The sequence below is a fragment of the Pseudomonas sp. TMW22089 genome, from assembly GCF_022496645.1.
GTDB lineage: Bacteria > Pseudomonadota > Gammaproteobacteria > Pseudomonadales > Pseudomonadaceae > Aquipseudomonas > Aquipseudomonas paraversuta.
In genome coordinates this window covers 233,745-245,963 of sequence record NZ_SCFG01000005.1, presented here as the reverse complement: position 1 = coordinate 245,963, position 12,219 = coordinate 233,745, and the positions used below count along the sequence as shown (strand labels likewise).

15 protein-coding genes, 1 tRNA gene and 1 pseudogene are annotated in these 12,219 nt (G+C 57.0%); 11 read left to right on the top strand and 6 right to left on the bottom strand.

Going from position 1 to position 12,219, the window contains the following annotated elements:
- Both EQV90_RS07865 and EQV90_RS07860 read left to right on the top strand, forming a co-directional pair.
- A partial coding sequence (locus EQV90_RS07865; RefSeq protein ID WP_138762977.1) for an IS3 family transposase occupies positions 1 to 109 on the top strand: 109 nt, incomplete at its 5' end.
- A gap of 17 nt (positions 110 to 126) precedes the next feature.
- Positions 127 to 747: pseudogene (locus EQV90_RS07860) on the top strand (LysR substrate-binding domain-containing protein); the annotation flags it as partial.
- Here EQV90_RS07860 and EQV90_RS07855 read toward each other — a convergent pair.
- From EQV90_RS07855 to earP, 3 genes are all read right to left on the bottom strand, one after another.
- Positions 737 to 1,489 carry a sulfite exporter TauE/SafE family protein gene (locus EQV90_RS07855; RefSeq protein ID WP_003446559.1) on the bottom strand — a complete coding sequence of 251 codons (753 nt, stop codon included), beginning with the start codon at positions 1,487 to 1,489 and terminating at the stop codon, positions 737 to 739. The pseudogene EQV90_RS07860 and the gene EQV90_RS07855 sit on opposite strands and share 11 nt — an antisense overlap.
- 134 nt (positions 1,490 to 1,623) lie before the next feature.
- Complete coding sequence (locus tag EQV90_RS07850; RefSeq protein ID WP_003446557.1) at positions 1,624 to 2,196, bottom strand: elongation factor P; 573 nt, start codon at positions 2,194 to 2,196, stop codon at positions 1,624 to 1,626.
- A 49-nt stretch (positions 2,197 to 2,245) separates the two neighbouring features.
- Positions 2,246 to 3,379 carry an elongation factor P maturation arginine rhamnosyltransferase EarP gene (gene earP, locus EQV90_RS07845; protein ID WP_003446555.1) on the bottom strand — a complete coding sequence of 378 codons (1,134 nt, stop codon included), beginning with the start codon at positions 3,377 to 3,379 and terminating at the stop codon, positions 2,246 to 2,248.
- A 136-nt stretch (positions 3,380 to 3,515) separates the two neighbouring features.
- Between earP and EQV90_RS07840 the strand changes: the two genes are divergently transcribed.
- Positions 3,516 to 3,998: a transcription elongation factor GreAB gene (locus EQV90_RS07840; RefSeq protein ID WP_240877959.1), complete on the top strand. Its 483-nt coding sequence runs from the start codon at positions 3,516 to 3,518 to the stop codon at positions 3,996 to 3,998.
- Positions 3,999 to 4,103: 105 nt separating this feature from the next.
- Here the strand turns inward: EQV90_RS07840 and EQV90_RS07835 are convergent, their stop codons facing one another.
- Positions 4,104 to 4,355, bottom strand: a complete 252-nt coding sequence (locus EQV90_RS07835) for a hypothetical protein (RefSeq protein WP_003446553.1) — start codon at positions 4,353 to 4,355, stop codon at positions 4,104 to 4,106.
- Positions 4,356 to 4,533: 178 nt separating this feature from the next.
- Here EQV90_RS07835 and EQV90_RS07830 point away from each other — a divergent pair, with 178 nt between their 5' ends.
- From EQV90_RS07830 to EQV90_RS07815, 4 genes are all read left to right on the top strand, one after another.
- Positions 4,534 to 4,854, top strand: coding sequence for a DUF883 family protein (locus EQV90_RS07830; RefSeq protein WP_003446552.1), 321 nt, complete (start codon positions 4,534 to 4,536; stop codon positions 4,852 to 4,854).
- A gap of 277 nt (positions 4,855 to 5,131) precedes the next feature.
- Entirely contained in the window at positions 5,132 to 6,334 is a 1,203-nt protein-coding gene (locus EQV90_RS07825) for an MFS transporter (protein ID WP_003446551.1), read from the top strand.
- Between the two features lie 104 nt (positions 6,335 to 6,438).
- Positions 6,439 to 6,735: a DUF6388 family protein gene (locus EQV90_RS07820; RefSeq protein ID WP_003446549.1), complete on the top strand. Its 297-nt coding sequence runs from the start codon at positions 6,439 to 6,441 to the stop codon at positions 6,733 to 6,735.
- A gap of 116 nt (positions 6,736 to 6,851) precedes the next feature.
- Complete coding sequence (locus tag EQV90_RS07815; RefSeq protein WP_003446546.1) at positions 6,852 to 7,163, top strand: hypothetical protein; 312 nt, start codon at positions 6,852 to 6,854, stop codon at positions 7,161 to 7,163.
- A gap of 139 nt (positions 7,164 to 7,302) precedes the next feature.
- On the opposite strand, the gene EQV90_RS07810 is transcribed toward EQV90_RS07815, so the two are convergent.
- Positions 7,303 to 7,821 carry a DUF4142 domain-containing protein gene (locus tag EQV90_RS07810; protein WP_160626980.1) on the bottom strand — a complete coding sequence of 173 codons (519 nt, stop codon included), beginning with the start codon at positions 7,819 to 7,821 and terminating at the stop codon, positions 7,303 to 7,305.
- Between the two features lie 296 nt (positions 7,822 to 8,117).
- Here EQV90_RS07810 and EQV90_RS07805 point away from each other — a divergent pair, with 296 nt between their 5' ends.
- On the top strand, positions 8,118 to 8,828 hold the full coding sequence (locus EQV90_RS07805) for a CatB-related O-acetyltransferase (protein ID WP_158525117.1): 711 nt from the start codon (positions 8,118 to 8,120) through the stop codon (positions 8,826 to 8,828).
- 220 nt (positions 8,829 to 9,048) lie between these two features.
- Here the strand turns inward: EQV90_RS07805 and EQV90_RS07800 are convergent.
- Positions 9,049 to 9,138 (bottom strand) — tRNA-Ser (locus EQV90_RS07800).
- A gap of 307 nt (positions 9,139 to 9,445) precedes the next feature.
- Here EQV90_RS07800 and EQV90_RS07795 point away from each other — a divergent pair.
- The 3 genes from EQV90_RS07795 (at position 9,446) to EQV90_RS07785 (ending at position 12,180) form a co-directional block, all read left to right on the top strand.
- Positions 9,446 to 10,135 carry a crotonase/enoyl-CoA hydratase family protein gene (locus EQV90_RS07795; protein WP_127195772.1) on the top strand — a complete coding sequence of 230 codons (690 nt, stop codon included), beginning with the start codon at positions 9,446 to 9,448 and terminating at the stop codon, positions 10,133 to 10,135.
- A 207-nt stretch (positions 10,136 to 10,342) separates the two neighbouring features.
- On the top strand, positions 10,343 to 11,125 hold the full coding sequence (locus tag EQV90_RS07790) for a 1-acylglycerol-3-phosphate O-acyltransferase (RefSeq protein ID WP_003446523.1): 783 nt from the start codon (positions 10,343 to 10,345) through the stop codon (positions 11,123 to 11,125).
- Positions 11,126 to 11,208: 83 nt separating this feature from the next.
- Positions 11,209 to 12,180 carry a magnesium and cobalt transport protein CorA gene (locus EQV90_RS07785; RefSeq protein WP_003446522.1) on the top strand — a complete coding sequence of 324 codons (972 nt, stop codon included), beginning with the start codon at positions 11,209 to 11,211 and terminating at the stop codon, positions 12,178 to 12,180.
- Positions 12,181 to 12,219: the final 39 nt, after the last annotated feature.

The following is a 12,219-nucleotide window of genomic DNA, read 5'->3' as shown; positions in this document are numbered from 1 at the left end:
CGATTACATCGAGATGTTTTACAACCCAAAACGACGCCACAGTTTCAACAATCAGCTGTCACCGGTAGAGTTTGAAAAGCGTTACGCAGCGAGCCTGGAGAGTGTCTAGGAAACCCGGGGCGATTCAAACTGCACAGCGAGGTGTTCAATACCCTGCGTCAGCCGCATATGGTGGGCACGGTCAAAATCGGTTCACCCGATGATTACGTCATGCGCTTTCTGCCCGGCGTGCTGTCTCGCTTTGCCCAGGATTACCCACTGATCAACGTCGAGGTGCATTGCGAACCCTCAGTGCAACTGCTGCAACGCAATGATCTGGACCTGACTATCGTGACCCGCGAACCCGGCACCGAAGTGGGCCAGATCCTGCGGCAGGAGCGCTTCGTATGGATGGTGGCCCAGGGCTTCTCGCCCCACGAGCAAACGCCGCTGCCACTGGCAATGTTCAATACCGACTGCTTCTGCCGGACCTGGGCCTGCAATGCGCTGGATATCATGCAGCGTGAATACCGGGTGGCCTATACCAGCGCCAGCCTGGCAGCGATCAACGCAGTGGTCAGTACCGGACTGGCGGTGACCGCCCAGTTGCAAAGCCTGCTGACCCCCGATCTGCGGATTATTGGCGAGGCCGAAAACCTGCCGCTATTGCCCTCAGCCAGCATTGTGCTGTTGCGCAAGCCCAACAGCGTGACCTCGCCCATCATCGAGTGCTTTGCCGAATACATCGTCGAAGGCTTTAAGCTTTAATCGCCAGCAGCCCCGCGCACAGCAGCAAAAAGGCGCAGTACAAACCGCGCAGCATGCGTTCCGGCAGAGCGTGAGCCAGCCTGACTCCCCAGCTGATACTCAACAGCCCGCCCACAGCCATCGGCAGACCCATGATCCAGTTGACCTCGTCATGCACCGCGTAGGTCAACAGCGTAACGGCGGTACTTGGCGCTGCCAGGGCCAGCGACAAGCCCTGGGCCACCACTTGCGATGTGCCAAAGACGCTGGTCAGAACCGGCGCAGCCACCACTGCGCCGCCAACCCCAAACAAGCCCCCGGTAGTGCCCGCCACCGCACCCAGCACTCCGAACCAGGGCCAGCCACGGCCTGAGCGGGCAACCGGCTTTACAGGCAAGCGATACAGCTTGATCAGGTTGTAGAGGGTAATTGCCAGCAAGAAGGCGATAAAACCCCAGCGAATAACCCGCGCATCCACTCCAACGGCGAGCATGGCGCCCAGCCAGGCGAAGCAAAAACTCATCAACACCAACGGCAACGCCTGGCGCAGATCGATTTTATTGCGCTGGTGATAGCGGTACAGCGCGAGAAACACATTGGGCACCGACATGACCAAAGCGGTGCCTTGCGCGATCTGCTGATCCAGGCCGAACCACAAGCCCAGAACCGGAATTGCGATCAGGCCGCCGCCAATTCCGAACAACCCGCCCATCGCCCCCAGAGCAATACCCAGGGCTGTATACATTGCAAAATCGGTCAGCATTATGGTCCCTCTTCAGAAGCGCCCATGCTAACCAGTCCCCTGCACGCGGCAAAGCTCTAAACCGGGGCTTTTGACCGGCCAAAAAAAACCCGGCCATGGGGCCGGGCTTTATCATCGTACGGTTGACGCCAGGTTTAAACCTTGGCGCGGCCCTTGTAGGAGCCACCGTCACGGGTGTCGATCTCGATCCAGTCGCCGATTTCAACGAAATCTGCAACGCTCAGTTCGGTACCGTTTTTCAGTTTGGCAGGCTTCATCACCTTGCCCGAAGTGTCGCCGCGAGCGGAACCTTCGGTGTAGTCAACCTGACGCACGATAGTGGTCGGCAGCTCTACGGAAACCAGACGCTCTTCGAAGAAGATCGCTTCGCAAACGTCGGTCATGCCTTCTTCGATGAACGGCAGAACGGCTTCGATGTCTTCAGCGTTCAGCTCGTACATGGTGTAGTCAGTGGTGTCCATGAACGTGTAGGTGTCGCCGCTGATGAAGGACAGGGTCGCTTCTTTGCGATCCAGGATCACGTCTTCGAGCTTGTCGTCAGCGCTGTATACGATTTCAGTCTTGTAGCCGGTCAGCAGGTTTTTCAGCTTGGTCTTCATGATTGCGCTGTTACGACCGGACTTGGTGAATTCAGCTTTCTGAACCAACCAAGGGTCGTTTTCGAGCTTGATGACTGTACCGGGTTTAAGCTCTTTACCAGTTTTCATTGCGAGTATCCGAATTTGGAATGAGATTTACAAAAATCTAGGCCGCGTATCATATCCAATTTCTATAAAACAGTACTAGCGCTTGCGCAAGATCTGCTTGCAATGACTGTTGCAGACACCATCGTTCAGCGTGCGCAGTGATCTCGGGCCAGTGTTCAAGCAGCAAATTCCAGCTTTGCGCCATGTCTGAACCGGCATTCCAGGCGTGCCACAAGCCGGTAAAGGCTTGAGCGGCGGGCGCAGAAAGATCTTTTACATACAGGTCCAGAAAGGCATTGAGCTTGACCCAGTGCGCGTCTTCTTCCTGTTCATAGATATGCCAAAGCAGCGGCCGCCCGGCCCATTGCGCGCGGACGAACGAGTCTTCACCGCGCACCGCATTGAAATCACAACTCCATAACAGGTGGTCGTAATCCTGCTGGCGTACGAACGGCAAGCTCTGGACTTTCAGTGCTCCCCGCTGCTCGACCCTGCCCGGTGCCAGCTCATTGACCTCGAGCCAGCGCAGCAAATCCCCCATGATTCGCCCCTGGGGCACCAGCAGGTGGGTCGGCACACTGCCCGCGGCCATGGCGTCCAGCCAACTGGCCAGCCCGGCATTTTCATAGGCGAACAAAGAAACCAGCCGCGCGCTACTTTCAGGAAACACCCCCAGCCCTTGCAAAAATGCCCGTCTGGCCTGGGGGTCCTGCTCAAAGGCGCGCCGGCGGGCGAGCAAATCGGCCTCACGCAACAGACCACCGGTACCTTCACCAAACCCGGGGAAAAAGAACATCCGTTTCAAGCCATCCGGGCGCAGGGAGGGTAAACCGTGACAGCCGCTGACCCAGTCTTCCGCGCTCAAATACTCCAGATTGATCCACAACGCCGGCTTTTTCCGCGCTTTCATGGCCTGCAAATAGTCTTCAGGCAGCTTGCAGGCAAAGGCCTCCACCACCACATCGGCGACGTCCACCGACTGCCATTGCGCGGGCCACTGAAGCACCTCGACCCCCTGCTGCATCTGTTGCGCCGCAGTGGCGTCGGCCTCGGGGCACAGCGGCACGAATGCCGACAGATCATCGACCCACAGCCGCACCGACTGCTGATGTTCGGCCACCAATTGCCGGGCCAGACGCCAAGTCACCCCAATGTCGCCGTAGTTATCGACCACACTGCAAAAAATATCCCAGGAGGCTTTCATTCCGGGCTCCAACATTCAAAGGGCTGATTGTCCGCATTATTCGACGCGTACAGAAGGCTTAAGGCGGATTAATCTGCCGGGTACTCGTGCGACAATCGCCGATTGCCGTCATGACCCCCGTGAAAAACCGCCCCTTATGAACAAGAACGCTGTGTACCTGTTGATGCTGGAAAAGCTCGAAATCGATCTTGATGTGCTCCAGCGGGCAGCGCAAACCGCCTATGAAGCCGCCACCCACGCGGAGAATATCGCCGAGAACAAGTACGACACCCTGGGGCTTGAAGCGTCCTATCTGGCGACAGGCCAGGCGCGCCGGGTTGAAGAAATCCGCCAGGCGTTGAAAAACTGCCAGGCGATGGTGCTCGCGCCATTCAATCCCGCACAAGGGATTGAAGTGGGGGCGCTGGTCAATCTGGAGGTCGGGAACGGCAGCGGGCAATGGCTATTTCTCGCTCCGGATGCCGCGGGGCTCAAGCTTGTCCAGGACGGGCAAACCGTTACCGTCATCACCCCGCGCTCGCCGCTGGGCGCGGCGTTACTGGGCAAGCAGCCGGAGGATGAGGTGCTCATCAACATAGCCGGCGTCAGCCAGGGCTTTACTGTCTGCGAGGTCGAGTAGGCAGCGCCGCACTGTTGCCACTCGATATCCGCAGAGACGCGGGTGCCCGTCACGGGAGGCCGGGTGGCGGTGCCGGCAGATCAAGATCAAAAGCCCGGCCGGGCGTTACTTGGCGGCCATCAGGCGATTGACTTCGCTGCGCACCATGTTGGCGTATTCCGGCGGGGACATCGCGTCCAGCTCCGAACGCACCCACTCAGCCCATTTGCCCTTGCGCTTGGCGCGCTCGCCGAACAAACGCGCCGCATCCCCTTTGGCCTTGCCCAGATTGCTCTGCCAAAGGTCATACAGACGGGACTTTTCATCTTCAAGCGCAGCACGCTCAGCGAGGGGTTTGTTGGCGAGGTTGAAGCTCATGGGAATTTCCTGCGGCGTAAATTAGACGACATCTTACACCCTCCAAAGCAGTGCCTTACTCCGGTTTTTGACTACGCTCTCACCTCGGACACACAATCGGCCCCAAAACAGATGCAACTTTTTAGCATTGGGTTGACTCCATTATTCATCTCTCTTTTCACCTGCAAGGAGTACCGCAATGGCTCGAAAAAACGCCGTACAAGCCGCTGAAGATCAAATCAAGGATCAGGCATTCAGTGAGCTGCAACTGTTGATTACCGAATCTGAAAAGCTGCTCAAGGACAGTGCGTCCCTGCTCGGCGAGGAGGGCGAAACCCTGCGTGCCCAGGTAGGTCTCAAGCTCAAGCAGGCGCTCGACTCGGTGAGCAACGTGCGTGAACGCACCAAACCTGTGGTCGATGCCACCGAAAATTACATTGGCGGCCATCCGTGGCAGACCGTGGCCATCTCGGCCGGCTTCGGGCTGGTGGTCGGCCTGCTGCTGGGCCGTCGCAACTAACTACCAAGCCCCTCAGGGGGCGCCTGTCTGTGCAGGAGCGAGCTTGTCTCGCGATGATTGTTAACGGGAATGCGTGTTTAGCGGTTAAGCACGGCGCTTTCGAGACCATCGCGAGGCAAGCTCGCTTCTGCAGTTGAGAGAGCAGCTTTTGAAGTGAACAGCATTGCCTCACAGAGGTGCCTTGTCGTTTAAAAATCAAAATCCTGGACATATTCAGTGACATCCATGACAGGCAGTCCCGATACTTGATCGTCTTCCCATGCCAACGAGACAGTCAATGTCCGCTTCTTCTGCTGCTACCAAACCTTTAAGCACTGCCCTGATCCTGTTGATGGCAACCGCCACCGGCCTGGCTGTCGCCAGTAACTATTACGCCCAGCCCTTGCTGCACACCATCGCCCAGCAACTGGGCTTGAGCATGAGCAGCGCCGGCACCGTGGTGATCACCGCGCAACTTAGCTACGGTGCCGGCCTGTTGTTGCTGGTGCCGCTGGGCGACCTGTTCGAACAACGCCGGCTGATCGTCAGCATGACCGTGCTCAGCGCCCTGGGCCTTTTATTGAGTGCATTCGCACCTTCGCTGCCCTGGCTTCTGGTCGGCACGGCGATGACCGGCCTGTTTTCGGTTTCCGCCCAGGTGCTGGTGCCAATGGCCGCCAGCCTGACAGACCCGCAGAGCCGGGGCCGTGTAGTGGGTACTTTGATGAGCGGCCTGCTGCTGGGGATATTGCTGGCCCGAACCGTAGCGGGGGCGCTGTCTTCGGCGGGTGACTGGCGGACCATTTATCTGGTGGCTGCAGCCTTGATGACAGTCAGCGCCATCGCCCTGTTTTGCGCGCTGCCCAACCATCACCAGAGCGCAGGCCTGAGCTACCCGAAACTGCTGGGGTCGGTGTTCAAGCTGTTTGTCGAAGAACCGGTGCTGCGCCTGCGCTCGATCCTGGGCCTGTTGACCTTCTCGCTGTTCGCCCTGTTCTGGACTCCGCTGGCCTTTTTGCTGGCCGTGCCGCCCTACAGCTACTCGGACGCGATCATCGGCCTGTTCGGCCTGGCAGGCGCTGTCGGGGCGGTGGCCGCCAACTGGGCCGGGCGCATGGCCGATCGCGGCAAAGGCCAACTGGCCACCACCGTCGGCTTGCTGGCCCTGCTGGCGTGCTGGTTGCCCATGGCGTTTGCCGGCCACTCATTGCTTGCACTGCTGATTGGTGTACTGGTGCTCGATTTTGCCGTGCAACTGGTGCACGTCAGCAACCAGAATGCGGTGTTTAAAGTCCGCCCGGCCGCCCGCAATCGCCTCAACGCCGGCTACATCACCTGCTATTTCATTGGTGGCGCACTGGGCTCTCTGGTAGGCGCGCAGACCTATCCGGTCTATGGCTGGAACGGCATTGTGATCGTCGGCGCGGCGGTGGCAACTCTGGCACTGGCGGTATGGGGCTATGCCTTGCAGCAGGAAAGCAGGCTGCAGCCCGTCGCCTAAGGGTGGTTGCGGCACTTTTCATCACCGGGCGAACTCGCTAGGATGCGTATCCCACCTGAAAACGGTCCGCCCACGCGGGCCGTCTTACTGCTTCGAGACGCCGCATGATCCCTAAAGAATCCCGTAACGAACTGGCCCTGGACACTTTCATCAAAGCGCACCCCGAGCTGCTCGAGGAGATGAAAGAACTCAGCGCTGAAGATCGACAGCAACAAATTCTCTGGGCATTCGAGAGCGCCGCCGACGATCTGGGTATTGAAGCCTGGGAGCTGGCACTGCAACTGATCGCCCGCTCGCCGCAGGAGCTCGAAGCCATGCGCCTTGAAGTCCATCAAGAAGTGGCCGAAGCCCTGGAGATGAGCTGGGAAGAATACTGCGGCTTGAATGACATCGCAGTCTGAGAGCCTCGCCAGCGGTGCAGGGTCAACCCGTCACCGCTCGTCGCTTGCATCGCACTAATCCCCCGCGCCAGCACACCAATATCAGGTACGACTCCCAACTGTCTGGAGACGCAACCATGATTAGCTCATCGATCAAAATCCTGTCGCTGGCCGCCGCACTCTGTGTGGTATCCGCCACCAGCCTGGCCGACTCCTCCACTGGCCCGACCGTGCCGATACAACCGACCGAGCCGCCCTCAGGCCAGGACGTCAAGCCCACCATCAATCTCGACTCCAAGATCCATAACGACGCCGACGTGCCTAACCATCCATCAGTTGACCCACGGGTGCAGGGCGATGACCCCGGACGTCAGGGCGGGATGAATACTGATGGCAATGGCCCGATTGGCAGTGACCCTGTTGCGCCGCCAACCACACCAAAACCCTGAACCTCCATTGCCAGCAGCAGGTCTGTAGGAGCTGGCTTTCCCGCGACGGGTTCACCCCGCGGGCTCAGGCAAAACCTGTTGCCCGCATCGCTGCAAAGCCAGACTCCCACAGGGTTTTGCAAGATTCAGGGAGTGCGGCTCAAGATTTGTGATGGGCGTCCACCAGCTTCTTGGCCATCACCAGGTGCATCTCGAGTTTGGGCAGGTATTTTTCGGCGAAGGCCTTCAATTCGGGAGAGTCAGGGTGCTTGATCTGCTGCTCGAACAACTCAATGGCCTCTTCATGGGCCTTGACCTGATTGGCGGCATAGGCGGCATCAAATGAGTCGCCTTCCTGTATTTGCAGCATCAGCTTCTTGGCCTTACCCAGGATTTGCTCGTCGGTCGAGACTTGCAGATCGTGCTTTTGCGCGAGTTCTTTCAAGTCCCGGTTGGCATCCGTATGGTCCTTGATCATCTCCACGGCGTAGCTCTCTATATCCGTTGAAGACGTTTTGCCAATCGCCATACGGCTGGTTTCAATCTCGGCTATCCCGGCCGCAGATGCCTCATCCACGAAGTTGGCCGGACTGGCTGCTACAGCGGTACCCGCCACCACCAGGGCACATGCAAGGGCACAGCCTGCGACGAAGCGTTTAGGGCCAATCAGGTGTTTCATAACGTCCTCCAGAAAAAGGCAGGTTTATTCCCTGCACTGAATCTGAAGGCCCATGACCACAAAGGTTTAGATAAAGGCTTTTTTTCTGACCGACGGGCACTACTGGCATCGCGCAGGATCAACTACGCCCCCTTTTGACCCCCATCAATGACACTGCCCAGATATTCGATACCTTCACCGACCTAGAGGTTGAATGCCCCGTGACGGGGACAAAAAATCACTACCTCCATTGCGTAACACATTGAAACAAATGCACAGTGAGACACGTCCTGCATTAGAAGCCAGCGATCACTGCCATGAAAATAATTATTAATTACATCAGAAACCGATATTGGAAGAACTGGATTCGCAAGCACAAATGCAAAGTTTCTGGCGGCCTGCATTCACTGCACAAAAGAAGCACCTTGCGTCTGGAGGAAGGCGTATCTCTGGGGCATATGATCATTGAGCCTAAAAACCTGAAGATCGGCGCCCACACCTATATCCGAAGTGATTGTGTCCTTACCGCGGTTTCCTCAATCGGCCGGTTCTGCTCTATCGGAACGGGGTGTGTCATCGGGCAAGAAAAGGGCGGGCATCCTTCCACCTGGCTCAGCTCTCATCCATTCCAGTACACCAACACAGGATTGACCTACGATCCTGAAATATCCGACGTGACCATTGGCCATGATGTCTGGATTGGTCACAGTGCGATGATCATGGAAGGCGTAACAGTTGGCACCGGAGCGATAATTGCCACCCGGTCAGTGGTTGCTCATGATGTCCCGCCCTATGCAGTAGTCGCAGGTTTACCTGCGAAAGTAGTCAAATACAGGCATACACCAGAAATGATTTCGCAATTGCTGAATAGCAAGTGGTGGGATTGTGAGATCGACTCTCTGCGAGACTTGCCGCTGAATGACCCCACTGCAGCCCTGCCAATGCTGGAGGAGCTGCGTAAAGAAAAGCCGGCTCGATATCAAGAGATTCAGGTAACGCGCAGAGGTTGCTGTGTAGTGGCCAACTAACTCCGGACACGGCGTCAAGTTTTTTGGACTACCCGTCTACCCTAGACCTCGGCCCGGGCCATATCCCGGGCTTTGTAGACCCCCTTGCCGGTGACGGTGCTCACGCAGCCGCAAAAAACAGAAAATCCCCTACCCTTTCCATATCGCCTTTTTGCAGACGCCAGAAACCACAAACCCCCGACTTTCTCTAGGAAAATCAGGGGTTTGTGTTTACTTAATGTGGCGGTGAAGGAGAGATTCGAACTCTCGATACAATTTCTTGTATACACACTTTCCAGGCGTGCTCCTTAAGCCACTCGGACACTTCACCGTATCTCTTCAAACAAGTTCTGTCTGTCGAGGCGCGCTAATGTAGTCGAAAGCTTTCGATATGACAAATGTTTTTTTCAGAATTTTCATGCGCTTACGGGATTCGCTGTTTTTCAGGTCCGGGCAGACCGGTTGCATCTGGCAAATTCCGGCCCCGGAGCTTTGCCAGGCCACGGCTGTTCGACAGGCGCGCCGCCCTCTATATAGAAGGCGCACACCATTTGCCTGACTCACCAGTCAGTCACAAGGCTTTACCTGCGCCTTGGGGCTGGGTAACGTCTGCCAACTTCTATAAAAGGAATTGCGCCATGAGTGACTTGATCTCGTATCACCTGGAAGACGGTATCGCCACCCTGACCTTGAGCAATGGCAAGGTGAATGCTATTTCCCCGGACGTGATCACTGCGTTCAATGCGGCACTGGATCAGGCCGAGCTGGATCGCGCAGTGGTGATTATTACCGGGCAGCCGGGCATTCTGTCGGCCGGCTATGACTTGAAGGTCATGACCGCCAGCCCCGAGCAGGCGATTGAGCTGGTTAGACAGGGCTCGACCCTGGCTCGCCGCTTACTGGCGCATCCCTTCCCGGTCATTGCTGCCTGCCCGGGCCATGCGGTGGCCAAAGGCGCATTTGTGTTGTTGTCGGTTGATTACCGAATCGGCGTCGAAGGCCCGTTCAGCATTGGCCTGAATGAAGTGCAAATCGGCATGACCATGCATCACGCCGGCATTGAACTGGCACGCGACCGGTTGCGCAAATCGGCATTCCATCGTTCGGTGATCAACGGTGAGATGTTCAATCCCCACAGTGCGGTAGACGCAGGCTTCCTCGATCAGGTAGTCAAGCCCGAAGAACTGAGGACCGCCGCCCTGGAAATGGCGCGCCAGCTGAAGAAGATCAACATGAAGGCGCACAAGAACACCAAGCTCAAAGTGCGCAAAGAACTGCTGGAGACTCTGGACAAGGCGATCGAAGAAGATCAGCTTCACCCCCTCTGACCCTGCCCCGGTAATCCGGTCCCGATTGCAGCCAGCAGTCGGGATGGCTCCCCCCGCTAAAACCCGTCAACACCTCTGGCCCGCGCTTGAGCCCTCTCGCTGAAACAAATACTTAAACATCAGCAATCTCCCAGGTGTATCGGGGTAATTGCTGAATACAGTGCACATCCGTACACTGCGCCAAATTTTGTTTTAGCGAGCCTGTAAATGCTACTTTCGATACGTATGTTGTTGATGAGCCTGCATTTTATGATCGCTGGCGTGCTCGGTGTATTGCTCGGAATCTGTCGCCCGTTCAACCCGGACAACAGTCGGTTGTGCGCGCGTCTTTATGCGTGGCCTTCGAAATGGATCCTGGGCTACAGGCTCAAGGCCGAGGTTGGTCCATTGATGGACAAGCCCCAGAGCTGCGTGATAGTGGCCAACCACCAGTCCAACTATGACTTGTTCGTGTTCGGCAATGTGGTGCCGAAGCGTACTGTGTGCATCGGTAAAAAAAATCTGAAATGGGTGCCTCTGTTCGGCCAGTTGTTCTGGCTGGCGGGCAATGTATTGATTGATCGGGGCAATGCACAAAAAGCCCGTCAGTCCATGCTCACCACCACCCGCACCCTGCAAGAAAAAGACACTTCGATCTGGGTCTTTGCAGAGGGTACGCGCAACTTCGGCAAAGCCCTGCTGCCCTTCAAAAAAGGCGCGTTCCAGATGGCGATCAGTGCCGGCGTGCCAATTGTGCCGGTGTGCGTCAGCACTTATAGCCAGCACTTGAAGCTCAATCGCTGGCACAGTGCCGATATTGAGATCCGTTCATTGCCCCCGATTCCAACTGCCGGGCTGACCCTGGAAGACATGCCGGCCCTGATGGAACAGTGCCGCGAACAAATGCGCGAGTGCATTGAGGCGATGGACCGTGAACTGCTGGCACAGCAAAACCACCGCCTGCCACCCATGGCCGGGGGTAAAACACCGGCATCCAACCCGAACCTCTGAACGTTTCTGGCCTCAAAGCAGGGCATTGCACGCTAAGCTGCATCTTCGTGCCATAACCCTTTGAAGAAGAAGCGATAAGAACTATGGGGAGAGTTGTTGCTGCCGCGGTTTACAGCGCAGGCAAAAAAGTCACCGACATCACTCTGGACGAAGGCAGCGGCTGGGCTGAAAAGCCCGGTCACTTCGTCTGGATCGGCCTTGAGCAACCGGACGCGCAAGAGCTGAGTAACTTGCAGCGCCAGTTTCATCTACATGAACTGGCCATTGAAGACGCCCTGGAACAACACAGTCGGCCCAAGCTGGAGACCTTTGGCGATGCGCTGTTCATCGTCATCTACTCGCCGATTCGCCATGAAGGCAAACTGGACTTCGTCGAAACCCATATCTTTGCCGGCAATGGCTACATCATTACCTGCCGCAATGGTCACTCCGCGTCTTATCGGGCGGTACGCCAGCGCTGTGAGGCCCGCCCGCTGCTGCTGGATCATGGCGAAGATTTTGTGTTGTATGCCTTGCTCGATTTCGTTACTGAAAGCTATCAGCCCGTCAGTGAAGCCATTCACGCTGAAATCGATCAGCTCGAACGCAACATCCTGGGCAATGCACTCAACGAAGCCGATATCCTGCATTTGCATGCACTGCGCCGCGATGTTCTGCGCTTACGCCGCTATGTGGCGCCCATGGTCGAAATCAGTGAAGAGTTACAGCGCCTGACCTTTCCGTTTATCGACAAGAACATGCGTCCGTACTTTCGCGATGTGCAGATCCACGTTACCCGGCAAATGGAGGACCTGACCACCCTGCACGACATCGCCACACAAACCATTGAAATTGTCGTACTGCTGGAGTCTTCACGGCAAAGTATCGTGCAGCGCAAATTTGCCGCCTGGGCAGCCATTCTGGCGTTCCCGACAGCAGTGGCAGGTATCTACGGGATGAACTTCCAGAACATGCCGGAGCTGAGCTGGCACTACGGTTATTTCGGCGTGTTGGGGTTTATCACCCTGGGCGTTGCAGGGCTGTGGACGAGCTTCAAGCGTTCTGGCTGGCTGTAAGACGAGCTGAACTGCAGGAGCGAGAGAGGCTCGCCCCTG